Below are 25,125 nucleotides of genomic sequence, written 5' to 3'. Positions count from 1 at the left end.
CTTGCCGGAGTCAGGTCTTTCAAATGAATTCACTGTAAGCTAGTTGGCGAAGTAGGGCGCGGGGCTTGTCCCCGCCCGTCGTGGAACAATTCGCCCTGGTTTCGTTCCATGACGGGCGGGGACAAGCCCCGCGCCCTACTTCGCCGTAATCTCGGCTACGCCCCGGCCCAGGTAGTAGCTGGCCCCATAAATTACCGCCGGAAACAGCAGCAGGCTGCCCGCCGGGTAGCCGGCCCACAGCAGCAACCCGGCCATCATGACCAACGCCCCGCTCAGCCACAACAGCACGCGCGCCGTGCGGGTCAGGAAAAATAGCTGGCGCACCCGCGTGCCGGGCGGCACCCAGCGGGCCAGCCGCTTGACCACCGCATCGAGGCGGACGGCCCCGGCAGGGTCGGTGGGGCGGGTGCCGGGCCGGTCGGCCAGGTGCAGCACCCGGCCATCAGCCAGCTCCAGGCGTAGGTGATACTGCACGAAAACCTGAAGCCTGAGTACGCGCAGCCAGTATTTGTAGGCCACGATGCTACTCAGGGGAATGGTTTCGGCCGCGGCGGCTCCGTTGTCGCCCAGCGGTTCCAGGCGCAGACTGGCGCGGGTGAGGGTCAGCAGCCGGGGACGGTTGCTGCGCCAGGTGGCGTATCCGGCCAGCCCCAGCGTTAGCAGCCCCGCGCCTAGCAGCCAGGCCGGCCGGCCGCCCCGCCAGGGGTAGCCCGACGGGCTCACGAGGAACGCTTCCAGTAATAGCATGACGCCCAGGAACAGACTCATGGCCACCAGCACGCCGAGGGGATTGACCAGCACGCTGCTGCGCAGGGCCGGGTGGGTAGGCGGGACCTCGGTAGGGACGGGCTTCATGCGTTGGGTGAGAAAAGGGACCTGCGCGCTAAGCTACGGGTATGCAGGGCTCGTGCGAAAGCTGATTTGTCCTTACGAGCGAAGTGCGGCAATCTTTCCTTGTCGTTCGCATCGTTGGGTTTACTACCCCTGGCGGAAGGAAAGATTGCTTCACTTCGCTCGCAAGGACAACTTGTTCATTACCCATCACAGCCGCGGGTCAACCGGCTCGCTTTCCAGGGCCAGCACGCCGAACACGCACTGGTGCACGCGGCGCAGGGGCTGGCCGGCCACGAAGCGCTCCAGGCCCTCCACGCCGAGGGCAAATTCGCGCAGGGCCAGGTTGCGCTTGGCTTTTACGGCGCGCTGGCGCAGGCGCTCCAGGTTGCCGGGCAGCAGGTAATCGGGGCCGTAAATGAGGCGCAGGTACTCGCGGCCCCGGCACTTGAGGGCGGGCTGCACCAGGGTTTTGCCGGCCGGGATGAAGTCGTAGGGCTTTACCACCATGCCTTCGCCGCCGGCGGCAGTAAGGTCGGCCCACCACTGCGTGGCGCTTTCTATTGCGGCGGGGTCGGCCAGGTCCACCACCTGGTAGGGGGTAGCGCACAGCAGGCCGGGGTCGGCGAGGGCGAGGGCGCGCAGGGTTTCCATGTGCCAGGCGTGGTCGCGGTCGAAGTACGTTTTGCCCTCGGTAGCCAGCAGGTGGAAGGGGGCCAGTTTGAGGTCGTCGAGCGACTCCACCGGCCAGCAGTAGCGGCGGTAGGCGTCAGCGTAGTCAGTGGCGGCTTCGCGGCGGGCGGTGGTGCGGGCCAGTAGGGCGGCGGCCCCGTCGAGGCCGCGGGCGGCGGCGGCGGTGAGCGCGGCTTCGGCCTGGGGCAGGGCGGCGCTGGCGGCGGCGGCCACGGCGGCGTACTGGCTTTTCACCAGCTCCTGCGCCTTGGCCGACCAGGGTAGCAGCTCGGCATCGAGGCACACCCAGTCGGTATCGAAGCGCTCCCAGAAGCCCGCTGCCGTCAGCGCATCGCGCAGCCGGGCCAGGAAGGCCGTTTCCAAGTCACTATCAGTAAAGAAGTTGCGGCCGGTGCGGGTGTAGCACTTGCCGATGCCTTCGCCCGCCAGCCCCAGCCGCCGCCGAATGGCCGCTTCGTCCTTCCCCAATACCACCACCACGCGGCTGCCCATGTGCTTTTCCTCGCACACCACGCGCCCTACCCCCTGCTTTTGGTAGTAGGCAAAGGCTTCGGCCGGATGCTCCAGCAAATCGGGCAGGGCCGAGGTTTCGGTCGGCGACATGGTGGGCGGCAGGTACAGCAGCCACTTCGGATGCAGGGCGAAGCGCGACATCACTTCCAGCGCCGCCACCGCGTTTTCCTCCCGCACGGTGACCCCGCGCAGCAGCCGCGTTTCGATAAACTGCTTGCCCGTCACGTCCTGAATATCCAGCAAATCGTCCTGCTGCTGTTGGGCGCTGAGGTCGCTGGCGGCCGTTGGGTCGGTGGCGGGGGGTAGGGCGGCGCGGTAGTTCAGCGGCCGGGCCGGCTCGTAATACGTCCGCTGAGCCGGTACGCTCACCAGCTCGCGCTCGGGGTAGCGCAGGGCCGTGAGGCGGCCCCCGAACACGCAGCCCGTGTCCAGGTCAATCGTGTTGTTGAGCCACTCCGGGTCGGGCACGGGCGTGTGGCCGTACGCCACTAGGGCGCGGCCCCGGTAGTCGCGGGCCCACTCGTAGCGCACGGGCAAGCCAAATTCGTCGGTCTCGCCGGTCGTCTCGCCGAAGAGCGCGAAGGCCCGCACCGCCCCCGAGCCGCGGCCCTGCATGGCTTCGGGCAGGCCCGCGTGGGCCACCACCAGCCGGCCGCCGTCCAGCACGTAGTGGCTCACCAGCCCGTCCAGAAACTGCCGTACCTGCCCCAGAAAGCCCGCCGGCTCGCCCGCCAATTGCGCCAGGGTTTCGGCCAGGCCGTGGTTGGCGGTCACTTTCTTGCCGCTGAGGTGGCGCAGTAATTTGATGTCGTGGTTGCCGGGCACGCACAGCGCCGCGCCGCTTTGCACCATGCTCATTACCAGGCGTAACACCTGCGGCGAGGCGGGGCCGCGGTCCACGAGGTCGCCCAGGAAAATGGCCGCCCGCCCGGCCGGCGCGCTCACCCGCACGCCCAGGTCGCGGGCGTCCGCCACCGGCTCGGGCATCACCGCGTAGCCGAGCTGGGTGAGCAGCGCCACCAGCTCGTCGTAGCAGCCGTGCACATCGCCGATGATATCGAACGGCCCCGTTTCCTGCCGGCGGTTGTTGTAGAGCGGGTCGCGCACGATGCCCTGCACGGTCTCGATTTCCGCTTCCCCGCGCAAGTGGAACACCTGCCGGAAGCCCTCCTCGCGCAGGCGGCGCAGGCTCTGGCGCAGCTGCTGGCGGTGGCGGGCCACCACGTGCGGCCCCAGCTGCCGGCGCTCGGGGCGCGCGGCGTTGCGGGCGTGGGCCACGGCATCGGGCACGTCGAGCACGATGGCCACCGGCAGCACGTGGTACTGCCGGGCCAGGGTCACCAACGGCTTGCGGCCCTCGGCCTGCACGTTAGTGGCATCCACCACGGTCAGCAGCCCGCGTTGCAGGCGCTTGGCCACCAGGTAGTGCAGCAGCGCGAAGGCATCGGCGCTGGCCGACTGGTCGTTCTCGTCGTCGGCCACCAGGCCCCGGCACGCATCCGACGACACGATTTCGGTGGGCTTGAACCAGCGCCGGGCAAACGTGGACTTGCCCGCCCCCGTGCTGCCAATGAGCAGAATCAGGGAGAGTTCAGGGACTTTGAGGGTATCTTGGGGCATAAATACTAGAAATTAAATCCTTGCTAGATAAAAAATCTATTTTATCACTGGTGTATTCTGATACTTTACAAGTATCTTGCGAGCAGTATTCACCGCTTTACTAATTCAGGCTGAGCGAAGAAATAAATATTTTGTTTTAATACTATGGTAATTAAAAGCCTTTCAACGAAAAATTTCAGAAGTTTAGAGGATTTGACAGTTGATTTTAATCCTCATTATAATGCTTTATCTGGAAAAAATAATTCTGGTAAGTCGAACATCATAAGAGCTATGCTCTTTTTTCTGACTTTTGATTACAGAATCCTTAGAGATTATTCAATAGATGGTCTTAATTTTCAAAATGATTACCCACATTGGAAGAAAAAAGAGCGCGAAAAAGAAGATATAAAACTCGAAATTAAACTTGAAATTGATGAAAATCAAGATGCTGGAATTTATAAATTTATAAAAGAACTTATATTCAAAGATGAGGAAAAATTAAGCAATTCTAAAGAGACACTGACTATTTCTTTAGAATTAAAGTCAGGTAAATCAACTCCAGAAACAAAAATTGTCTTTGGAGAATATGAAGTGCAGGATTCTTATAAAAGGGAAGAATTATTGAATAGAATAAGGAGCTTTCAGAGTGTATTATTTCACAATTCAACAGAGAATGCTCCATATTATTTTAGTAGAAGGACAGACTATTTGCTATCCTACCTTGAGAAGGAGGGTAGCGTTGAAATAGCCAAGAAGAAAGAAGGTTTAGAGAATAGTGTCAGGAAATCGTTGAAAGGCCACCAAGCAGAGTTAGCAGCTTTAATGGGTCGCTTAGATGAAAAATATGATGTTTCACTTGGAATATCTAGCCTGAATATAGAAAGAGAAAATATAGAAATTTCTCTTAAAGAAAAAGGAATAGACGTATCCCTACAAGATTGGGGTAGCGGTACTAAAAATAGGACATTAATCCTGTTGAATTTGATGAATGCGAAAAGAATGCAGAATTCATTAACTGTTAATAGTAAAATAACCCCCATAGTTATTATTGAAGAACCAGAAAGCTTCCTGCATCCATCTGCTCAAGCTGAGTTCGGCAGAATATTACAAGATTTGTCATCTGAACTAAGTATCCAAATTATAGTCGCTACCCACAGTCCTTACTTACTTAGCCATAAAGTACCAAAGGCTAATATCCTTCTTGAGAGAAATTTAAGTTCAACTAATAAAGGCTCTGAAGTTATTGATACTTCAGGAGAGAAATGGTATGAGCCATTCTCACTATCATTAGGAATCGCTGGAAATGATTTTAGTCCTTTAAAAGATACTATATTCAGTAGTTCAAACGATATTATTCTGGTTGAAGGTCAACACGATAAAAACTACTTAGAATTATTAAAAAGTGAGATTCATGGTGATAAGCGTCTAAAGTTTAATGGAGAAATTTTCGCTTATGGTGGGGCTGGAAATATTAAAAATAATATTCTCTTGAGATTTATAAAGGAAAGATTTAAGAGATTTGTAGTAACAGTAGATTTAGATAAGTATAGCGATGTTAAATCAACTTTTGAAACTTTAGGATTAAAAGAAAATCAGGAATTCATTGTTATCGGCAAAAATGAAACGGGTAAGAAATGCATAGAGGGATTGGTTCCACCTTCTCTGCTTAACATGACTTATTCGAGGAATGTAGAACTTGTCCAAAAAGCAATGGAAAATTCTAATGATGGTAAAGATGCCAGGAATCAGCTAAAAAGTAAAATATTTGACGTTTTTAAAGAAGAAAGCGTTAAAAACTTAGACACCTACGAAGATTTCTATAAGCTATCAAAATCATTGAATAAATTATTCAAGTAACTTGTAAACTAATCTACGAGTAACCCAAACACCGCCAACTGCGACGGCGCGCCTACCCCCTCCGCCGCTTCGCCCATGCCGACCAGGCGCACCTGGTAGCCGTGGCGCGCGGCCACGCCGGTGGCCCAGGCCGCAAACTCGGCGCGGGTCCACTCGAAGCGGTGGTCGGCGTGGCGAAACTCGCCGGCCGGCAGCGCAAACAGCTGGTTGTACTCGGCGTTGGGGGTCGTGACGAAGACGTGCGCCGGCCGGGCGTGGCCAAACACCACGGCTTCGAGCGAGGCCAGGCGGTTTTCGTCCAGGTGCTCGATGACTTCCACCAGCGCCGCCGCGTCGAAGCCGGCCAGGCGCGCGTCGCGGTACAGCAGCGAGCCCTGCACCAGCTCGATGCGGGCGCGCTGGCGCGGGGCCATCTCGTCTAGGCGCAGGCGCTGCGCCGCCCGGCTCAGCGCCTGGTGCGACACATCCAGGCCCCGGATAAACTCAATTTTGGGCTGCCGCAGCAGCAGGCGCAGCAGCCGGCCCTCACCGCAGCCCAGGTCCAGCACCCGCTTGGGGGCGAGCTGGTAGATTTCGTGGGCTACTTGCTGGAGGCGCTGGTCGTGCAGGGTGAGTTTGGGCAGTAGCGTGGACTCTGCGAGTCCGCGCGTCGCACCGTCCGGTTCCGGCGCTTGCGAATTTGCAGTTTCTGCGCGGTCGTTTGCCGTTGCCCCCACTTGCGGACTCGCAGAGTCCACGCTACTTGACGATTCCTCCACCCCTTCCAGCAGCCGCTCCAGCGTCTGGTTCACGATGCTGCCCAGGTAGCGCAGGTAGCGGCGGGTGATGAAGTCGCGCTCGGGGTGGCGGGGCAGCCAGTCGCCGCCGCGGTGCAGCAGCTTGTCGGCCTCCTGCTGGTCCACGTAGTAGTGCTTGTCGTTGTCGAGCACCGGCAGCAGCACGTAGAGGTGGGCCAGCAGGTCTTGCAGACGCAGGCCGTCGTGGCGCAGGTGCAGGGTGTAGTAGGGGCTCGCGCCCCAGGCCGGCACGGTGGCGTCGAGGGGGTAGGCGGTGGTTTCGACCTGGTAGCCCAGCGGCTCAAACAGCCGGCGCGGCCAGTCGGGGCCGGGGGCTGACACCACGGCCACCGTCACGGCCAGGGGTAGGGCCTGCGCGGGCAGCGCAGGCCGGTCCTTGCAGGTGCCGTTCATGGCCGTGCCGAAGGCTTTGCTCAGGGCCACGCTCAAAAACGACGAGGCCACGTAGGGCCGGTCGTTCACGTACTCGGCTAGGGCGAAATCGCCGTGGCGGTCGCGTACCAGGCCCACCGGGTCGAGGTCGAGCAGCAGGGCGGCGGTGCAGCGCTGGGCCGTGGCTTCGGGGTAGAAAACGTGGGCCAGGCCGCCGGTAATCTCCACGCTTTGCAGGCGGGCGGGGTTTTTATGCAGCAGGTAGCCCAGGTCGGTGGCCGGCTGGTAGGTGGTGGTAATGGTTAGCAGCATGGGGTAGGCGGGGGCTGGCAGTCGCTTTCAAGGTATTCTGCTACAAGAACGGTCATGCTGAGCTTGTCGAAGCATCTCTACCGCTTCATTGAACGGCACGGTTGAAGCGGTAGAGATGCTTCGACAAGCTTAGCATGACCGTTCTAAACTATCCCGATACCCCATTATCTAGTACTCATCATTTCCCCACTGAATATGTTTTGCGACCCGGCCCTACCCCCGTAATATGCAGCGACTGCCAGCCGGTGGGCAGCACGCTTTTTACTTGCCCAATGCCAGCCGGCGTGATATTTAGCCCGCCGAAACCCATGAGCACGGCTTGCAGCACGCCGCCCGCGCCGGTGGCGAAGTAGGGGTTGGTGCCGCCCTTGGTTTCGGCAATGACGCGGAAGGGGGGTAGGAGATTGGGCTGGTAGGCATCCCGGAAAAAATGCCGGGCCTGACCCGCGTCGCCGAGCCGGGCGTAGAGCAGCGCGAAAATGGCCTGCGTCATGGCCGGCGTGCCTTCGTCGGGTACCCGGCTCTGGTAGTACACCAGGTCTTTTTTAATCTGGGCGGGGGCCGTAATCACGCCCAGGGGGTAGGCCAGCAGGTTCACGTCGCCCTGCTTGATGCCCTCGCCGTGGTAGCTGGCGTGCTCCTGCGTGGTGCCGTCCGCCATTTTTAGGATGGGAATATTCTGCGCCACCAGCGTCCAGTCGGGGTCGGGGGGTAGGCCCAGCAGCTTGGCGGCGGCCACGGCGGCGCGCAGGTTTTGCTGGGCGGCGGCGTTAGTGAAGGCATCATTGTCCACGTTTTCGGCCCACTCATCCGAGGCCACCACGTTCTTGATGTCGTAGTGGCCGGGGCCGTTGCGCTCCACCCGGCTAGCCCAGAAGTCGGCGGTGGCCGAGATAATCGGCCAGCCGGTTGAGCGCAGCCAAGCTTTATCCTGCGTTACGGAATAATACTGCCAGGCGGCCAGCGCCACATCGGCCGAAATGTGGTGTTCAAACGGCCCGCTCAGCGCCCAGACCGGCGTTTCCTCTACCCCCGAATCGGCGCTTTCCCAGGGGTACATCGCGCCTTTGTAGCCGTGGGCGAAGGCATTGCGCCGGGCCGGCTCCAAGCGCCGGAAGCGGTACTCTACCATAGATTTCGCAATGTCCGGGTGCAGCACCAGCAGCGCCGGGAACATCCACAAATCCGTGTCCCAGAACACGTGCCCGTTGTAGCCCAGGCCCGAGAGGCCCATCGGCGAGGGTGAATAATCGGTGCCCGCCCGCGAGAAGCTATACAGGTGGTAGAGCATCGAATGCACGTCCTGCTGCGCCTGCGCGTCGCCGGTTATTTCAATATCGCTTTTCCACAGGTCCTGCCAGGCTTTCTGGTGAAAATCGAGCAGCCGCTGCCGGCCTTCGAGGCGGGCAAAAATGGTGAGCCGCTCGGCCTCGTTCAGCGGGTCGGCGTGGTGGGCCGAGCTGATGGCCGTGCCCGCCACCGCGTAGCCGTAGGTCTGCCCGGCCTTCAGCGTCTTGCTGAACTTCATCAGGTGCATGTTGCTGTCCCACATTTCGTGGATAATGCGCGGCTCCTGCCCGTGCGGCTCCTCAAACAAAAAGCTGTTGCTGGCGCACAGCGTCAGCTTGCCGGTCGGGCTCTTGGCCGTCGAGGTCAGCAGGCTCAATGTCACGTGCGGCCGGTCGATTTCGTTGTAGTAATTCTGCACGTCGCGCAGCGCGTCGGGCGCTTCCATCACGCTGGCGGCGGTCAGGCTCAGGTCCTTTTTGGCGGTAATGCGCACGTCGAGCAGCGCCGTAAACGGCAGCTGGCGCAGGGCGTAGTAGGTGTACTGAATAGTGGCCCGGTCGCCGTAGTCGAAGGTGGTTGTCAGCGAGGCGCCGCGCATGTCCAGCTCCTGCCGGAAGTTGGTGGCATCGGCCGCGCCCAGGCGGCGGCCGTCCACTTCCAGGTACATATTGAGCAGGTTAAACGTGTGGAGAAAATTGCTGACCCTACCCCGCCCGTACTGGTCATAGGTGCCGGCCAGCACTACGTCCTTCACCTGAAACGGCACCGCCGACGACACGATGCCCAGCACCCCGTTGGCCACCGTCTCGCCGTAGTAGTGCGCCGGGTCAATTTTATCGGCCGTTATGCGCCAGGGGTCGGGCGTTTGCGTCTGGGCCTGCGCTTGTTGCGCCGCGGGCGGGCCGGCTAGCGCCAGCGCCAGCGCGGGCAGCAGGAACTTTAATTTTAGGGTTGGAAAGGGCGGCATGGGGCGGGAATGGATAGGGGCGTGGTTGGTCGTAAGAATAGAACGTCATGCAGACCGCAGGGAAGCATCTCGCAGGCAGCAGTAATTAAATTCGTTGCAACGATTGAGTTACTACCCCACGCGAGATGCTTCCCTGCGGTCTGCATGACATTCTGAATTAATGTATTATCTACCTGATGATTACTTCAGCGGCACCACTACGGCCTGCCAGGGCAGCAGGGCCAGCGTGGCGGCGGGAGTAAAGGTGGGGTAGTTGTTGAGCCAAGGCTTGCCGCCCAGCGTGAGGCCGGTGGGCAGCGCCCAGTCACGTTTTTCGGACGAAAAGTTGAGCACTACCAGGACTTTTTCCGCGCCCTGGGTGCGGGTGTAAGCGTAAATATGGGGGTTGGCCGCGTCGAGCAGCTGGTACTGCCCGTACACCAGCACCTTGTGCTGCCGGCGCATGGCCGTGGCCTGGCGGAAATACTGGAGGATGGAATTCGGGTCTTTCTCCTCGGCCGCGGCATTCACCTGCGCGTAGTTGGGGTTGAGTTGAAGCCAGGGCGTGCCGGTGGTGAAGCCCGCATTGGCCGAGGCATCCCACTGAAAGGGAGTGCGGCCGTTGTCGCGGCCCGAGATTTTCTGGGCCTCCACGAACTGCGCCAGGTCGCCGCCCTCCGCCTTCAGCTGCGCGTACATGTTGCGCACTTCGATGTCTTTATAATCGGTAATCTTGTTGAATTTGATGTTGGTCATGCCCAGCTCGTCGCCGCCGTAGTAGTAGGGCGTGCCGCGCATGGTGAGCAAAAACGTGGTGAGCAGCTTCGAGGAGGCTGGCCGAAATTCGGGCCGGTCGTCGCCCCAGCGCGTCACCATCCGGGGCTGGTCGTGGTTGCCGAGGTAGATGGTGCCCCAGCCTTTCTCGGCGAATATCTTGTCCCACTTCGAGTACACCTGCTTGAATTCCAGCAGACTATAGCCTTCGGGCTTGCGCATCCGGTACTTGAGGCCGGGCACGTTGCCCACGCCCATGCCCTCGAAGTGGTAGAGCATATTCAGCTCCTTCCGGGCGGGGTCCACAAATTCCAGGGCCTGGTCGCTGGTCACGCCCGCGCCTTCGGCCACGCTCAGCACATCGTACTTGCCCAGCACCTCGCGGTGCATTTCCTGCAGGTAGTCGTGCAGGTGGGGGCCGTTGGCGTAGTAGCGGCCAAAATCGCCGTGGTACTTGGCCGGGATAACCGGAAACGTAGTGTCCTTGGCGATGAACGGAATCACGTCCATCCGAAAGCCGTCGATGCCCTTATCAAACCAAAAGCGCATCATGCTGTAAATTTCCTGGCGCACCTTAGGGTTTTCCCAGTTCAGGTCGGGTTGCTTGCGCGAGAAGTAGTGCAGGTAGTACGCCTTGGTGGCCGCGTCGTAGGCCCAGGCGTCGCCCTTCACGTCGAAAAAGCTCTGGCGCTTGTTGGGCACGCCCCGCTCGGCGGGCCACCAGTGGTAGTAGTCGCGGTAGGGATTATCGCGCCCGCTTTTCGACTGCTTGAACCACTCATGCTCGTCGCTGCTGTGGTTCACCACCAGGTCTAGCACCACCTTCAGCCCGCGCTGGTGCATTCCCTTCAGCAGCTCGTCAAAGTCGGCCATCGTACCAAAGTCCTTCATAATGGCGCGGTAGTCGGAGATATCGTAGCCATTATCGTCGTTGGGCGAGCCATAAATCGGGTTCAGCCAAATCACGTTCACCCCCAGGCTCTTGATGTAGTCGAGCTTGGAGATGATGCCGCGCAGGTCACCTACCCCGTCGCCGTTGCTGTCCTTGTAGCTGCGCGGGTATATCTGGTACACCACGGCTTCCTTCCACCAAATAGGCTTTTGGGCCAGCGCGGCGGTAACGGGGGCCGCGGCCGCGTTGGGGGCGGCCATAGTGGCGGTTTCCGTAGTAGCGGGTTGGCTACAGGCGGCCAGCAGGCCGGCTAAGGAAGCAGCGGCTAATACGGTAGATAAGTAATTCATCAAAAGATACTTAAAGCCAAGAAAATAAACTCTTTGGGCGAAAGGGCCGGACACAAATCGGCCGCCGAAACTGCGAAGACGCAGCCGCCGGCGGCCGAAGAGAAGGATTTAGTAGCCGGGGTTCTGCGTTAGATTCGCATTCACCGCCAACTGCTGGTTCGGAATGGGGAAGATGAGGTATTTCGGGTCGCTGCTCGTCGGGCCCTGCTCAATGGGACCTAGGAACGTGCCGAAGCGCACCATATCCTGCCGCCGCCATAGCTCCAGGAACAGGTCGCGGCCGCGCTCGTCGTAGATGTCGGTTAGGCTGACACTGGCGAGGGCGGTAGCCGCCCGCGAAGGGTCCGTGCGAATGGCGTTGACCAGGGTCAGTGGGGTGCTGCCGTAGGTGCCGGCCGAGGTGCCGGTACCGCCGCGCATAATGGCTTCGGCCTTCATCAGCAGCACGTCGGGCAGCCGGAAATGCACCATGTCGTTGTCAATCGTACCGGCCGAATTGTTGGTAAAGTCGGGCGGGTATTTCATGGGCCGGATACCGGTTACCTCCAGGTTGGAGCCGGTTTCGATGAGGTCCACGGCGGCCGTGAAGGCCAGCGGATTGCCCAGGCGGTCAGTCAGCGCAACATCTGTGGTAGAAACCAAGCTATACTGCTGGCCTATCAAATACCCTACATTCTGATGTTTGAATGGGTTGGGAGGGCCGTTTTTATACGAGTACACCTGGCTCCGGCGTAGGTCCGTAGCCTCATACTTGTTATAAAAGCTCGGTAACGCGCACGGGCCGTTATAGCCGGTAGGGGTCATGTTATAGTGCGAAATAAAGCGCCACAAATCGTACTGCGCCCCACTGCTTACGCCCCCAATGTTTAGCTCCGTAAAGATGTTCTCGGTGCCGATGGCCGTGTTGTCGGGCGCAAAGTTGTCAAAGTAGTTATTGGCGAACTTGTAGTGCCCACTGTTGATAACCTGGTCGGCCAGGGTAATAACCATGTTCATGTCGGCCGGGTCGAACGTGGGGGCCGCCCGGTTGGCATACACCCCTTTGTTGAGGTAACACTTCATCAGCAGGCAGCGGGCGGCATCTTTAGTGGCCCGGCTCACGGGCGCGCCAGCGCTAGCGTCGGGCAGGTCGGGCATCACCGTGGTCAGCTCCGAAATAATGTCGGTGAGTTCGGCCGTACCCTTGCGCACCTGCGCGCTGGTCGATACCAGGTCGCCCGGTGTGCGGTAGGGCACTTGGTCGTAGAGGTCGAGGGTCCAGTACCTGGCAAAGGCCCGGACGAAGCGGGCCTCGGCCTGTTGCTCCTTGCTGGCACCGTACTGAGTTTGCAGCATGTCGGTGGCCGCGAACACCACACCGCCCAGGTTGGAGTAGGCATCGCGCACCTGCGCATGGTTGGCATCCCAGGTATGCAGGTGCAATTGACGCCACTGGCCGTTGTCGTCCCAGTCGCCGGCGCGGGTAGGCATCAGGCGCTCATCGGTAGTTACCTCCGAGAGGGCAAACACCAGCGTAGCTCCCTGAAATGGCGTGCGCATGGCGTTGTACACGCCATCGAGCAGCGAGGACGCGTTACCACTTCCCACTTGCGCGGGGGTCAGCACTCCCTGAAATTCCTCGTTAATCTTACAGCTGTTTGCCAGCTGAAGCAGGGCTAGCATGGCTGCCGCGCTGAGTATCTTTTTCATAAAAATGAAGAGCTATGGATGGGTTAAAGAGAGAAGTTGACCCCGAACGTAAAGGTCCGGGCCGAGGGGTAGCCGGTGTAGTCAATGCCCGCCGAAGGCACCACGCCGTTAGCCTTGTTCGTATTCACTTCGGCGTCGAAGCCCTTGTACTTCGTGATGAGAGCCAGGTTCTGACCGATGGCGTACACGCTTGCGCCTTTAAACACGCCGGCAATGTCGCCCAGCGCGTAGGAAAGCGTCACGTTGCGCAGCTTGGCGTAGTTGCCGCTCTCCAGGTAGCGCGTCGAGGGCGTCACGGCGTTGGAAAGCGACTCTTTCACGCCTGATTGAAAGTCGGCTAGGGAGATGTTCTTACCCGCCCGTATCTGGCTCACGTTGAGGACGCTATTGAAGGTATTGTTGTAAATCTTGTTGCCGAATACGCCGTTTATATTGGCCGACAGCGAGAGCTTCTTATATCGGATGCTCGTGGTCAGGCCCACGAGCGTGGTGGGGTTGGGGTTGCCCGCGTACTGGGCCGGCCCAAACTCGTTGTAGAGGCCGGTAGCGGGATTAATGCCGTTATAAACCGGCAGCCTAAACCCATTGATGGGCTGGCCGTTCTGAATAGTTTCGGACAGCACTCCCGACAGACCCTGGCCGTTGAGCGTACCAGTCTGAATAATTAGATTTTGATTCAGGCCCGATACATTATTATGAACGAACGTAGCGTTAGCATTAAAATTCAAGCCGAAATCGCTGTTGTCCACCGCTGTTACGCCGACCAGTAGTTCCAGTCCCTTATTGGTGATAACCCCACCAGGCAGATTCTGCCAGATAACGCTGCTGCCGCCCGGCGCGGCCGGATAGCCCGGAATGTTAGGATAGAGCAGGTCGGTGGTGCGCTTATAGAAATAGTCGGCGGTCAGAGTCAGACGGTTGTTGAAAAATGCTACGTCCATACCAGCATCGTACTGCGTATCCGACTGCCACTTTAGGTTCGGGTTGTAGTTGGTAATCTGGGTAATGCCGCCGTTATTGGCTTGCAAAGCAAACTGGCTGCGGGACGAGCCGGCCGGAAATTCCTGGTTGCCGGTGCGCCCGTAACTAATGCGGGCTTTCAGCAGGTTCACGGTCTCAGACTTAAAAAAGCTCTCCTGGCTGATGTCCCAGGCCGCCGCGGCCGAGGGGAAGTAGCCGTACTTGTTATTGTCGCCGAACTTAGTGCTGCCGTCGGCCCGTAGGGTAGCCGTGAACAGGTAGCGCTGCTTGTAATTCAGGATGGCTCGGCCAAAAAACGATTGCAGCTCGGTTACCGGGTCCACGAACGAGGAGATGATGCGGCCCGAAGGGTTAGAATACTGAAGGTAGTTGGTGTAGTCCAGCCCATAAGTGCCGAAGCCAATAGGCGCGCCCGTAGTGGTGTTCACCGGCCCCAGGCCGCTCAGGTTCGACCCTGAGTTTGTAAATCGCTGGTACTCGTAGCCCAGTACTGCGTTCAGGTTTAGGTCGTTGGTGAGCTTCTTGTCCGCGCTCAACGTGTGGGTCAACTGCTCGGTCAGCAGTTCATTCGTACCGATGGCGGCGTAGCCCAGTTGCTGGTAGCCCGGCAGATTGAGACGCTGGTCAATGGAGGTGCGCCGGAGGCCCGTGTTATAAGTCGCGGCCACCAGCGACCGGAAAGTCAACCAGTCGGTAATCTTGTAGTAGGGCGAAAACGAGGCCAGAATGGTGGTTACCCGCGCGTTATCGTTGAAATACTGCTGTTCCGCCACCGGGTTAATGTTCGTGCTACCAAAGCGTGAAACAGGCTGGCCGTTAGCTGCATAGAGCGAATCGGTGGGATTCCACTGCAAGGCTTGCCCAATGAGGCTACCCTGAAAGCCAGCGTTGTTGCTGATGGGGGCGAGCTGCGAGTTGGTCTGCGTGGCGATAACGTTGACATCGACGCCTAGGCGCTTGCTGTCCAGAAACTTCATGTTAGCCGAGAAATTAGCATTGTATTTTTCAAAGCCGGTTTTTTTCACAATGCCCTGTTGGTTGAGGTAGCCCGCCGAGAATCGATAGCGGGCGTTTTCGGTGCCCCCGCTCAGCGCGGCGTTGTAGTTCTGAATCGGCGCGGTGCGCAGAATAGCCCCCAGGGGGTCATTGTTCATTCCCTTATCGTTGGTAGCGGGCGCGCCGTAATACGTCAGCGCATCCCGGTACTGGCTGGCATTGAGCACATCAATGCGGCGTAGAATGTGCGAGAAGCCACCCGACGCGCCGATGCTTAGTTGGGCCTCCCCGGCCTTGCCCTTCTTAGTGGTGATGATAACGACCCCATAGGCCGCCCGCGAGCCGTAAATGGCTGTTGCCGAAGCATCCTTGAGTACGTCAATACTCTCAATATCAGCCGGATTCAGAAAGTTGAGCGGATTGCTGGCCGGCGCGTCGCCGAGGGCCGACGTGGTCAGGCCCGGCTGGGCCGAGCGCCCATCGAGCGGCACGCCATCCACCACGTATAGGGGCTGGCCGGTGCCACTCACGGCCGAGTTGCCCCGAATGTTAATAGTGGCTGCCCCGCCGGGCTGCCCGCTGTTCTGGGTTATCTGCACCCCCGAAGCTCGGCCTTGAAGCAGCTGGTCGGGCGAGGTGAAGGTGCCCTTGTTGAAGTCTTTGGGTCCGAGCGCGCTCACGGCCCCGGTAAGGTCCTGTTTGCGTACCGTGCCGTAGCCTACTACTACTACGTCGCCCAGAGCCTGGGCATCGTCCTTGAGCGCGACGTTCACCGTCGATTTGCCCGTGATGTTCACCGTCTGCTTGGTGTAGCCAATGAACGAAACCGTGAGCGAGGTAGCCGTAGCAGGCACTTGCAGCGAGAAGCCGCCGTCGGCCCCAGTGCTGGCCCCAATGGAGGTGCCCGTCACGAGCACCGTTACGCCCGGTAGGCCAGTTCCGATGCCATCCGTCACTTTGCCCGATACTTCGCGCGCGGTTTGGGCGTAGCCCGCGAGTGGTAAAAAGAGGGTCAGTAACAGCAGCTTGCCACTGAGAGCCGACCGGGCTGCCGGCTGCTCGTAGACGTGAGGCGTTGAGTAACAGGTGTTACGCATGAGTGAAAAGGGTTAAAGTGGGAATTCTATTTGAGTTTTAAAGGCCGGCACCCGGCAAACCGTTTCCGGCAACGATTGCGGAAAAGCTTACGTGAAGACCTTCAATGAATTACTCAGGCTGGAAGTAATTCGGTAAAGGTAGTAAAAGGCGGGTTTTCAACCTATTTTTTTACCGGTTTATGATGAAAAGTCATTATTTTTTTTGCTTGAATTATGCTAAGACTATTTCAAGCTGGCCGCGGGCTGGTTTTCGCCGGGCTCTGGCGCAGGCCAATGACCACGGCCTGCCAAGGCTGGAGCGCCAAAACCGGCCCAATGGCCAGCGCCGGATAGTTGTTGAGCAAGGGCGGGCCGGTAAGCTCCAGGCCGGGGGGTAGGGGCCAGGCGCGCTTTTCGGACGAGAAGTTGAGTACCACTAGCACCCGCTCGCCGCCCAGCGTGCGGGTGTAGGCCCACACGTGCGGGTTGGCCGCGTCCAGCAGCTGGTACTGCCCGAATATCAGCACCTTATGTCGCTGGCGCACCCGCATGGCTCGCCGGAAGTAGTTCAGTACCGAGGCCGAATCCTGATTTTCGGCCGCTTCATTCACCGTCACGTAGTTCGGGTTCACGCCAATCCAGGGCGTGCCCGTCGTGAAGCCCGCGTGCTGCGTCGTATTCCACTGAAAAGGCGTGCGGCTATTGTCGCGCGAGAAGCGGGCCAGGCTGTGAAAAAAGGCGGTCTGGTTGCCGCCCCGCTGCTTCAGCAGCTGGTAGGCGTTGCGGGCGGCCACGTCGCGGTAGTCGGCAATGCCGTTGAATTGGCTGTTGGTCATGCCCAGCTCGTCCCCGTTGTAGCAGTAGGGCGTGCCGCGCATCGTTAACAGAAAGGTATTGAGCAGCTTGGCCGAGGCGGCGCGGAAGGCCGGCCGGTCGTCGCCAAACTTGCTCACCATGCGCGGCTGGTCGTGGTTGCCCAGGTCGAGGCCCTGCCAGCCCTTCTGCGCAAACGCGCTGTCCCACTTCGTAAACACGCGCTTGAGGTCGGTGAGCTTATAGGTATCGGAACCACTGCCCACGCCCGTGCCCTCAAAGTGGTAGGTCATGTCCAGCTCGTGGCGGGCGGGGTCCACGAAGAGCATGGCTTCGCCGAGATTGCGGCCCGCGCCCTCGGCCACGGTCATCACGTTATAATGACTTAGTACGTCGCGGTTTAGCTCCTTGATGTAGTCGTGCAGGTGCGGGCCGTGATTATAGGCATTGCCGAAATTATGCTCGTTCAAACCCGGCATGGGCGGGAAAGTAGGGTCCTTGGCCACAAACTGGAAGGCATCCATCCGAAAGCCGTCGATGCCCTTATCCAGCCAGAAGCGCATGATATTCTCCACTTCCCGGCGCAGCTTGGGGTTGTTCCAGTTCAGGTCGGGCTGCTTTTTGGAGAAAATGTGCAGGTAGTAGCTCTTAGTGGGCGCGTCGTACTGCCAGGCATCGTGCTTCACGTCGAAGGTGCTGAAGCGCGCGGGCGGCGTGCCCTTTTCGGCGGGCCACCAGTAGTAATAGTCGCGGTAGGGGCTGGTGCGCGAGGCGCGGGCCGACTTAAACCAGGCGTGCTCGTCCGAGCTGTGGTTCACCACCAAATCCATCACTAGCTTGATGCCGCGCTGGTGCATTCCCTTCAATAGCGCGTCGAAGTCGGCCATCGTGCCAAACTCGGGCATTATCTGGCGGTAGTCGCTGATATCGTAGCCGTTATCATCGTTGGGCGAGGCGTAGATGGGGTTCAGCCACACCGTTCCTACCCCCAGGCTTTGGAGGTAGTCGAGCCGCGAGCTGATGCCGCGCAGGTCGCCCACCCCGTCGCCGTTGCTATCTTGGAAGCTGCGCGGATACAGCTGGTACACCACCGTTTCCTTCCACCAGTCGGCCTTGCGAGGGGGGGTAGGGGCCGTAGTCGCGGCTGGCGCAGCAGCGGTCGTCGTTGCCGTATCGGTTTTGGTGGTCTGGCCGCAGGCGCTGGCCAGGCCCAGCAGCAGCCCACCGCCCAGCCGCCGCCCCAGCTTGCGCAGGCGAGGGGCCAGGTGCAGAAGGGGGGGTAGGGTACGCATGGCGAGTAAAATTTCTAGTAACAGAAATATATTAAACTGAAAATCAGAAGTCTACGGTACCAGCGGCTGGCTGAGGTCCGTAATTCGTAGGCTTGTTACCTGCGTTTTACCATCGGCGCTCAGGCTAATTCGGCCTTCGTGGCGGCGCGGAAAAACCAGGTCCGTCAGCGTCTTTTCGCCATCCTGGGCAAATACTTCCACCACCGACTTATCCACCAGTAGGTGCAGCTTCAGCGCCCCGTTGAGCAGCGGCACCTTGGCCGTTTCGACGGTGCTGGCGAAGAGCGGGTGAAAATCCACTTGGCCCGACTGCCGCCGGTCGAGCGTCAACTCCTGCCGGGCCACGTCGTAGCGCAGCGTGGTTTGCTCGTCGCCGCTCTGCAATACGTTCAGGGTAAGCGTTTTGGCTTGCTCCGGCTTTAAGGTCAATTCTAAATCGTAGCTCTCGCCGCGGAAGGGCAGCTCGTAGCCAGCCCCGCTGGCCGGCAGCGCTTTGCTTTTTACATTCAGCGCCTCCTTACCCAGCCGGCGCAGCTCGGCGATGGGCGCTTGGGCCAGGGCCAGGCCGGCGGCCGTGCGGCGCAGGCTCAGCTCGCGGGGCACGGCGAAGCTGCCGCGCCACTCGGTGCCGGTGGGCACCTGCGGGGCGTAGGCCCAGTCGTTGGCCCAGCCTACGAGCAGGCGGCGGCCGTTGGGCTCATTACTAAAGGTGACGCCGGCAAAGAAATCCTTGCCAAAGTCGAGGTAGGCCGGCTCGTCGTAAGCTTGGTCGGGGGTGAAGCTTTTGCCATCAAACTGCCCCAAAAAGTACTGCTGCCCCCGAAACTCCTCGGCCGGGTTGCCGGCCGAAATCAGCAGCACCCACTTGCTACCCCCGCCCGGCACGGGCAGCTCAAACAGGTCGGGGCATTCCCACTCCTTCACCGTGTCGCCGGCCCGGCCCCAGCGGCTCATAAAGTGCCAGTCCTTCAGATTTTTAGATTCGTATAAATACACCTGCTGGCGGTCGGCCTTCACGGTGGCCATCACCCACTTTTGCTGCGGCGCGTACCAGAACACCTTGGGGTCGCGGAATTCCTTGCTGCCAATGTCCAGCACCGGGTTGCCGGGGTAGCGCTGCCAGGTGCGGCCGCCGTCCGGGCTGCTGGCCAGGTTCTGGTGCTGGGCCTGCACCGCGCCGCCCAGGGTCTGGTGGCCAGTGTAAAAAGCCACCAGCCCGTCGGTTTTGCCGGCCGCAAACAGGCCCGACGTGTTGTCTTTATCGACCACCGCGCTGCCCGAAAAAATCATGATGTTGCTGCCGTTCGGCCCGGCGTACTCGGTCAGGGCCACCGGTAGGTGGGTCCAGTGCAGCAGGTCGGGGCTGGTGGCGTGGCCCCAGCTCAGGTGGCCCGGCTGCGCGCTCTGGGGGTTGTACTGGTAAAATAGATTGTACTGCCCACCGCTGTACACCAGGCCATTGGCGTCGTTAATCCAGTTTTTCGGGGCCGTGAAGTGGTACACCGGCCGGTACGGGTCGGGGGCCTGGGCGCGGCCGCTCAGGCTGGCCAGCAGGGGTAGGGCGCACAAGAGCCAGGTTTTCATGTTGAGTTGAACTGGTAGAGACGCGACCCTTCGCGCCTCCCGGCGTCAGGGGTCGTTCAGGCAGAGAGAGATGCGAAAGGTCGCGTCTCTACTAAAAATCAATTACTTATAAACTCTGACACCATGCTTTCCGAAATGGCCGGCGTAGCGCCCTGGTAAGTAGCCACCAGCGAACCCGCCGCGCCGGCAAAGGCCAGGTACTCGGCCGGAGGCTGGCCGGCCAGCCAGCCGCGCAGCAGCGCCGCCAGAAAAGCATCGCCGCTGCCGATGGTGTCCTGCACATCTACCGCCCGGCCGGGGGTTTGGTAGAGTTGCCCGCCAGTCCAGAGGGCGGCCCCGTCGGCCCCTTTGGTTACGCACACGGCTTGCAGTCCAAAGCGGGCGGCCAGCCACGCCAGGGCCGTTTCTTCGGCCGGGCTGACCCCGAACCAGCCCATTATTTCGGCCAGCTCGTGGTGGTTGAGCTTCACCACGTCGGCCTGGCGCAGCAGGTACTGCACCACGTCGCGGGAGTAGTGGGGCGGCCGTAGGTTCACGTCGAACACCCGGCAGCGGGCGTGGGGTAGCAGGCGATAGAGCGTTTCGCGGCTGACCGCGCTACGCGCCACTAGGCTGCCGAATACCAGCGCATCGGCGGCTGCCACTAGCGCGCCCAGGGCTGGCTCGTACTGAATATAATCCCAGGCCACGGGCTGCACTATCTGGTAGGTTACCTCGTTGCGGTCGCTCACGTTGGCCTGCACTACCCCCGTTGGGTGGGTTTCGCCGCGCTGCACATGGCTGGTGCTCAAGTTTTTGCTTTCTACGAAGGCCAGCAGCTCGACCCCTAGCTCGTCGTGGCCCACCCGGCTGATAAGCTGCGCATCAAGGCCAAAATTGTCCAGGTGCACCGCTACGTTCAGGGGCGCGCCGCCGGGCTGCTTACCGCTCGGCAGCACATCCCACAGCATTTCTCCAAAGCAAACGACGGACATGTTGGGGTGGGGGGGTAGGAGGTGGAGAGGGTAGGGGGCAGGAATTAAATCGTCTGTCATTGCGAGCGTAGCGAAGCAATGACAGACGGGCCTAGTGCATGACTAAGGTCTTCTCTACCCCCTCCAAACTGGTGCCTTTAGTCTCAGGCATGAAGCGGAGCACGAAAACCAGCTGCAGGACCATCATGGCGCAGAAGAAGGCGAACGTGCTGCCGCCGCCCAGGTGCTCGGCAAACCAAGGAAAGGTGAAGGCGATGACCGTGGCCATAACCCAGTGCGTGGAGCTGCCCAGCGCCTGGCCTTTGGCCCGCACGGCGTTGGGAAAAATCTCGGAGATGAAAACCCAGATAACCGCCCCCTGCGAGAAAGCGAAAAAGGCGATGTAGGCGAATAGTAGCCCCGGCACCGTGCCGAACTGCTGGGTGTAAAAAGCCCGCGCCACCAGCCCCAGCGTGGCAATAAGTCCCACCGAGCCTACCCACATGAGCGTGCGCCGCCCAAAGCGGTCAATCAGATTGACTCCCAATAAGGTGAAGACAAAATTGACCAGCCCGATGCCCGCCGACGATAGCAGAGCGGCGCTCTCACCCCGCCCGGTCATCTCAAAAATGCGCGGTGCGTAGTAAATAATGGCGTTGATGCCCGACACCTGGTTGAAGAAGGCGAAGGCCATTGCCAGCAGCACCGGCGCGCGGTACTGGGGGCTCCAGAGCGACTCGCTTTGCCCGGCGGCTTGGGCTTGGCTGGCCTGAATGGCGGCCACCGTAGCGTCCACGTTAGTGGGGTTGATGATTTGTAGCACCTCCCTACCCTCAGCCAGGCGGCCGTGCAGCAGCAGCCAGCGTGGGCTTTCGGGTACCCGAAACAGGAACAGCAAAAAGGCCAGCGCCGGCACTGCCTGCACACCCAGCATCAGCCGCCACGAATGGTCGCCGACGTTGGCCAGTAGGTAGTTGGATAGGTAGGCGGCCAGGATGCCGAACACGATGTTGAACTGGAACAAGCCCACCAGCCGGCCCCGTGATTCGGCCGGCGAAATCTCGGAAATGTAGAGCGGGGCCGTGACCGACGAGGCCCCTACCCCCAGCCCGCCCAGGAAGCGAAACACCAGAAACGGTACCCAGGCTGGCGACAGCGCCGCCCCTACCGCCGACACCAAATAGAGCACCGCAATCCAGCGCAGCGTTTGGCGGCGGCCCAGCGCATCGCTCGGCACGGCCCCGAACATGGCCCCTATCACCGTGCCGATGAGGGCAATAGAAATGGTGAAGCCGTGCGCCACCGCGCTCAGCTGCCACAGCTGCTGAATGGCTTTCTCGGCCCCCGAAATCACGGCTGTGTCGAAGCCGAACAGGAAGCCGCCCAGCGCCGTGACGATGGACCAGAAGAGTACTTTACGCTGCATCAGAAAGAAAGCGGGTGGGAAGGGGTACCCCAAATGTCCGGCTCAGCCAGGGCGCGGCCTTGCTGCTTTCTTTCAAATAATTGCAGGATTCTTACAAAATCGTCTGTAAGCTGCAACTCGCTTATTATCAATAAATAAAGTTAAAATAACCAGGTTTTTCAGCCAGCCAGCTTTCACTTTCTCTACCCTGCTTTTAAAAATCCGTCAGCCGCGGGCTGGGGTGTGCAGGGCCTTGTAGTCGGAGGGCGACACCTGGTACTTGGCCTTGAAGGCCGTGGAGAAATACGAGGGCGAGGAGAAGCCCGCCTGGTAGGCCACCTCCGCGATGGTGGTGCCCTCTTGCAGCAGCAACAGCCGGGCCTTGGTGAGGCGCAGGCTCTGGATATAGTCCGTAACGCCGGTGCCGAGCAGCGCCTTCACCTTGCGGTAGAGCTGCATCTGCGACACGCCCAGGCTACGGGCCACGTCGTCCACGCTCAGGCTGGGCTGGTCAAGGTTGGCCTCGATGATGGCCGTGAGGTCGGCCAGGAATTTCTGGTCCACTCGCTGCGGCGGCACGGTGGCGGTGGTGGTGCTCAGCTCGCGCCGGAAGTGCTCGCGCTGCTGGTCGCGGTTGCGCAGCAGCGTGCGCAGGCTTTCGAGCAAAAAGGCGGGGTTGAAGGGTTTGGTGAGGTAGAGGTCGGCCCCGGCCTGCACGCCGGCCACCTGCTGCTCGGGCGCGCTCTGGGCCGTGAGCAGCACCAGCGGAATGTGCGAGGTGCGCCAGTCGCCCTTAAGCGCGGCGGCCACGGCCAGCCCGTCCATTTCGGGCAGGGTCACGTCGCACACAATCACGTCGGGGATGGCCTCGCCGGCTAGGCGCAGGCCAGTAGCCCCGTCGGCGGCCGTGCTCACCTGGAAGTGCGGCTGGAGCTTCTGCACCAGAAAGTCGCGCACCTCGGCATTGTCCTCGATGATGAGGGCCGTGGCATCGGTGCGGGCCGGGGGGGTAGGGGCCGGCTCGGTGGGCTCGTCGTCGGGCCGCGGCGGGGGGGTAGGGAGCGCGAACGACTCCGGCTCCACCGCCTGAAAAGTGGCGGGCCGGGTCAGCGGCAGCGCTACCTCAAACGTACTGCCCTGGCCCGGCTGGCTCCTGAACGTGAGTTGGCCCTCGTGTAGCCGGGTGAGGCCCTCGGCTAGCGCCAGGCCCAGCCCCGAGCTATTGGCCGAGGGCTGGCTGCCCTGGTAAAACCACTCCAGAATGTGCGCCTGGTCGGCCTCGGCGATGCCGCGGCCGGTGTCGGCCACGCTCACCCGCACCACGTCGCCCGGCCCGCGCTGCATACTCACCGTAATCTGGCCGCTGTCGGGGGTATATTTAAAGGCATTAGATAAGAGGTTGAAAAACACCTTATCCAGAATGTCGCCATCAAACCAGAGGCTGATAACCGGCTCGGCGGGCAAAAACCGCAGGGCAATGCCGTGCTGGCGGGCGGTTTTCTCAAACACGTCCATGATTTCGCGCACGAACTCTACCAGGTTGCCCTCGGTGGCGCGCACGGCCATCTTACCCACGTCAATTTTGCGGAAATCGAGCAACTGGTTCACTAAGCGCAGCAGGCGCTGGGCGTTGCGACGCACCAGCTTCAGGTCGTGCTGCTGGCCGGGCGTGAGGTAGGCCGCGTTGGTTAGCATATCCTCCACCGGCCCCAGAATGAGGGTGAGCGGCGTGCGCAGCTCGTGCGAGAAATTGGTGAAAAACCGCAGCTTGGCCTCCGAGGCGCGGGCGGCCTCGGCGGCCGTGCGGCGGGCTTCCTCGGCCAGCTGGGCAATCTGGTTGCGCTGGGCGCTGATTTCGGCGTTCCGCTTCTCCAGCTCCCGCCGGATGCGACGGTTGAGCCGCGACGAGCGCGCCGCCCAGGCCCCCAGCCCCAGGGCCAGCGCCAGGCTGGCCAGCAGCAAATACACAGTGGTGCGCTGGCTGGCATAGCGCCGCAGCTCGGCCTGCAGCCGCTGCTGCTGCTGCCACAGGTCCTGGCGCTGCTCGGCCAGCTGCTCGGTTTGGGTGCGCATGGTGCCCACGTTGGTCGAGTCCACGACCATCGTGCCCAGAATATTCTCCTTCGCATACGGCTCGTGGCGCAGAATGCGTAGCGCCGTGCGAATGGCCTCCTCGCCCCCTGGCGAGTAGAGCAGCGTCGCATTTAGCGCTCCATCTTCTACCAGTTGCAAGCCGTTGCCCGGCCCCGGCAGCCCATCTACCCCAATAATGCGCACCTGCCCGCCGCGCCCCAGCTGCCGCACCACCTGGTAGGCGGCCCGCGCCATCGGGTCGTTGTGGGCAAAAATGAGGTCTACCGCGGGGTGGGCGCGCAGCACGGCCGGCAACTGGCGCAGCACCGAGGCGGGCTGCCAGTCGCCGGCCAGCCGCGCCGCCAGCCGCAGCCGGGGGTAGGCGGCCAGCGCTTGCTCAAAGCCCAGGGCGCGGTCGGTGGCCGGTGAGGAGCCCGGCTGGCCCGTGATTTCGAGCACTTGCCCGCGCTGCCGCAGTAGCCGGGCGGCGTAGTGCGCGGCCGCGCGGCCCACGGCGAGGTTGTCGCCGCCCACGTAGGCCGTGTAGAGCTTAGACGTAGTGCGCCGGTCCAGGATAATAACCGGAATACCTTGGCTATAAGCCGCTTCCGTAAGCGCCGTGAGCGGCCCCGACTGGTTGGGCGAGATAATGAGCAGGTCCACGTGCTGCGCCAGCAGCTCGCGCACCTGCCGCTGCTGCAAGTCGGTGTTGTTGTGCGCGTCGAGCATCTCAAACCGCACCTCGGGGTGGAAGCTCAGCTCCTTCTGCATCCCGGCCAGCATGGCCCGCCGCCAGGCATCGGCCGTGGTGCACTGCGAAAAGCCGATGCGGTAGGTGGGCGCGGGGGGGGTAGGGGCGCAGCCGCCCAGCACCGCCAGCAGCAGCAAGCCATACCAGCGCAAAATGGGTGGGAAAGGAAGCACGTATGCACCCAAAGATACACGCGGGCTAGTCAGGTCAGAAAAAAGGCGTAGCGGCCGGTGCTGGCCGGCCACTACGTTGGTGCGGTTAGGCAAAAACTGAGGGCTTCTGCGTC

Annotated in this window: 13 protein-coding genes; 1 reads left to right on the top strand and 12 read right to left on the bottom strand. The window is 60.7% G+C overall.

Annotated features, from left to right (window positions below; all coding sequences use genetic code 11):
• Window positions 1-135 precede the first annotated feature (135 nt).
• Window positions 136-855, bottom strand: coding sequence for a hypothetical protein (locus LC531_RS14195; protein WP_223651287.1), 720 nt, complete (start codon window positions 853-855; stop codon window positions 136-138).
• A gap of 186 nt (window positions 856-1,041) precedes the next feature.
• A complete protein-coding gene (locus LC531_RS14190) occupies window positions 1,042-3,657 on the bottom strand; it encodes a polynucleotide kinase-phosphatase (protein WP_223651286.1) in 2,616 nt (871 codons plus the stop codon).
• Window positions 3,658-3,801: 144 nt separating this feature from the next.
• Between LC531_RS14190 and LC531_RS14185 the strand changes: the two genes are divergently transcribed.
• Window positions 3,802-5,493 (top strand): ATP-dependent nuclease, encoded by a 1,692-nt coding sequence (locus LC531_RS14185; protein WP_223651285.1) that lies wholly within the window; start codon window positions 3,802-3,804, stop codon window positions 5,491-5,493.
• A gap of 8 nt (window positions 5,494-5,501) precedes the next feature.
• Here LC531_RS14185 and LC531_RS14180 read toward each other — a convergent pair whose 3' ends face one another.
• From LC531_RS14180 to LC531_RS14135, 10 genes are all read right to left on the bottom strand, one after another.
• Window positions 5,502-6,974, bottom strand: a complete 1,473-nt coding sequence (locus LC531_RS14180) for a 3' terminal RNA ribose 2'-O-methyltransferase Hen1 (protein WP_223651284.1) — start codon at window positions 6,972-6,974, stop codon at window positions 5,502-5,504.
• A 178-nt stretch (window positions 6,975-7,152) separates the two neighbouring features.
• A complete protein-coding gene (locus tag LC531_RS14175) occupies window positions 7,153-9,231 on the bottom strand; it encodes a glycoside hydrolase family 65 protein (RefSeq protein ID WP_223651283.1) in 2,079 nt (692 codons plus the stop codon).
• A gap of 180 nt (window positions 9,232-9,411) precedes the next feature.
• Window positions 9,412-11,226 (bottom strand): glycoside hydrolase family 13 protein, encoded by a 1,815-nt coding sequence (locus tag LC531_RS14170; RefSeq protein WP_223651282.1) that lies wholly within the window; start codon window positions 11,224-11,226, stop codon window positions 9,412-9,414.
• Window positions 11,227-11,334: 108 nt separating this feature from the next.
• Window positions 11,335-12,915: a RagB/SusD family nutrient uptake outer membrane protein gene (locus LC531_RS14165; RefSeq protein ID WP_223651281.1), complete on the bottom strand. Its 1,581-nt coding sequence runs from the start codon at window positions 12,913-12,915 to the stop codon at window positions 11,335-11,337.
• Window positions 12,916-12,938: 23 nt separating this feature from the next.
• Entirely contained in the window at window positions 12,939-15,989 is a 3,051-nt protein-coding gene (locus LC531_RS14160; protein ID WP_223651278.1) for a SusC/RagA family TonB-linked outer membrane protein, read from the bottom strand.
• A 227-nt stretch (window positions 15,990-16,216) separates the two neighbouring features.
• The gene (locus tag LC531_RS14155; RefSeq protein ID WP_223651276.1) at window positions 16,217-18,073 is read right to left on the bottom strand and encodes a glycoside hydrolase family 13 protein; all 1,857 of its coding nucleotides are present in this window, start codon (window positions 18,071-18,073) and stop codon (window positions 16,217-16,219) included.
• Between the two features lie 51 nt (window positions 18,074-18,124).
• A complete protein-coding gene (locus tag LC531_RS14150) occupies window positions 18,125-19,657 on the bottom strand; it encodes a glycoside hydrolase family 32 protein (protein WP_223651274.1) in 1,533 nt (510 codons plus the stop codon).
• 98 nt (window positions 19,658-19,755) lie between these two features.
• Window positions 19,756-20,631: a carbohydrate kinase family protein gene (locus LC531_RS14145; RefSeq protein WP_223651272.1), complete on the bottom strand. Its 876-nt coding sequence runs from the start codon at window positions 20,629-20,631 to the stop codon at window positions 19,756-19,758.
• Window positions 20,632-20,722: 91 nt separating this feature from the next.
• Complete coding sequence (locus tag LC531_RS14140) at window positions 20,723-22,036, bottom strand: sugar porter family MFS transporter (RefSeq protein ID WP_223651263.1); 1,314 nt, start codon at window positions 22,034-22,036, stop codon at window positions 20,723-20,725.
• Between the two features lie 204 nt (window positions 22,037-22,240).
• Window positions 22,241-25,012, bottom strand: a complete 2,772-nt coding sequence (locus LC531_RS14135; RefSeq protein ID WP_223651261.1) for a substrate-binding domain-containing protein — start codon at window positions 25,010-25,012, stop codon at window positions 22,241-22,243.
• Window positions 25,013-25,125 lie beyond the last annotated feature (113 nt).

Origin of the sequence: Hymenobacter psoromatis, assembly GCF_020012125.1 — a bacterium.
Taxonomy (GTDB): domain Bacteria; phylum Bacteroidota; class Bacteroidia; order Cytophagales; family Hymenobacteraceae; genus Hymenobacter; species Hymenobacter psoromatis.
This window is presented reverse-complemented; position numbering and strand designations above follow the sequence as displayed.

Bases quoted from the DNA above. Each gene is read 5' to 3' on its own strand.
- LC531_RS14195 (WP_223651287.1), bottom strand. From the start codon at position 855: ATGAAGCCCGTCCCTACCGAGGTCCCGCCTACCCACCCGGCCCTGCGC.
- LC531_RS14190 (WP_223651286.1), bottom strand. From the start codon at position 3,657: ATGCCCCAAGATACCCTCAAAGTCCCTGAACTCTCCCTGATTCTGCTC.
- LC531_RS14185 (WP_223651285.1), top strand. From the start codon at position 3,802: ATGGTAATTAAAAGCCTTTCAACGAAAAATTTCAGAAGTTTAGAGGAT.
- LC531_RS14180 (WP_223651284.1), bottom strand. From the start codon at position 6,974: ATGCTGCTAACCATTACCACCACCTACCAGCCGGCCACCGACCTGGGC.
- LC531_RS14175 (WP_223651283.1), bottom strand. From the start codon at position 9,231: ATGCCGCCCTTTCCAACCCTAAAATTAAAGTTCCTGCTGCCCGCGCTG.
- LC531_RS14170 (WP_223651282.1), bottom strand. From the start codon at position 11,226: ATGAATTACTTATCTACCGTATTAGCCGCTGCTTCCTTAGCCGGCCTG.
- LC531_RS14165 (WP_223651281.1), bottom strand. From the start codon at position 12,915: ATGAAAAAGATACTCAGCGCGGCAGCCATGCTAGCCCTGCTTCAGCTG.
- LC531_RS14160 (WP_223651278.1), bottom strand. From the start codon at position 15,989: ATGCGTAACACCTGTTACTCAACGCCTCACGTCTACGAGCAGCCGGCA.
- LC531_RS14155 (WP_223651276.1), bottom strand. From the start codon at position 18,073: ATGCGTACCCTACCCCCCCTTCTGCACCTGGCCCCTCGCCTGCGCAAG.
- LC531_RS14150 (WP_223651274.1), bottom strand. From the start codon at position 19,657: ATGAAAACCTGGCTCTTGTGCGCCCTACCCCTGCTGGCCAGCCTGAGC.
- LC531_RS14145 (WP_223651272.1), bottom strand. From the start codon at position 20,631: ATGTCCGTCGTTTGCTTTGGAGAAATGCTGTGGGATGTGCTGCCGAGC.
- LC531_RS14140 (WP_223651263.1), bottom strand. From the start codon at position 22,036: ATGCAGCGTAAAGTACTCTTCTGGTCCATCGTCACGGCGCTGGGCGGC.